Genomic DNA, 534 nt, shown 5'->3' on the forward strand with positions numbered 1-534 from the left:
CGCATGATCGACGGCTGCAGGACGTTGGACACCAGCTGCTGGACCAGGACCACGACTCCAAGCATGCCCAGGGCGATCCACGGCCCGTTGGCCACCAGGGCGACCAACACCGCGATGATCCCGGTCAGGATGGCACCCACCAGGGGAATGAACGAGCCCAGGAAAACCAGAATGCCCAGCGGAACCGCGAGCGGCACCCCCAGGAGGAAGGCGCCCAACCCGATACCAACGGCATCGATGAATGCCACGAAACCCTGGATGCGAACGTACTGGACCAGGGACAGCCACCCGCGGCGGCCAGCGCCGTTGACCGCCGGGCGGGAAGGGCGCGGGAAGAGCTTGACCATGAACAGCCAGATTTTTTCCCCGTCGGCCAGGAAGAACAGCAACGTGAACAGCATGATCAACATGCCGGTGACGATGTTTCCGGCGGTGGACCCGAAGGAGATCGCTCCGGACACAATGGTCGAGGAGTTGTACTGAATCGCGCTGGTGCCCTTGTCCACCCATTCGTTGAGTGGTTCGGTGGAGATG

1 protein-coding gene is annotated in these 534 nt (G+C 62.7%); it reads right to left on the reverse strand.

Features of this window, described 5'->3' with window-relative positions; translation table 11 throughout:
• Positions 1 to 534 (reverse strand): AI-2E family transporter (locus tag GTW58_RS13890; protein ID WP_168023643.1); only part of this gene is annotated, 534 nt, incomplete at both ends.

Origin of the sequence: Kocuria subflava (assembly GCF_012163155.1) — a bacterium.
GTDB lineage: Bacteria > Actinomycetota > Actinomycetes > Actinomycetales > Micrococcaceae > Kocuria > Kocuria subflava.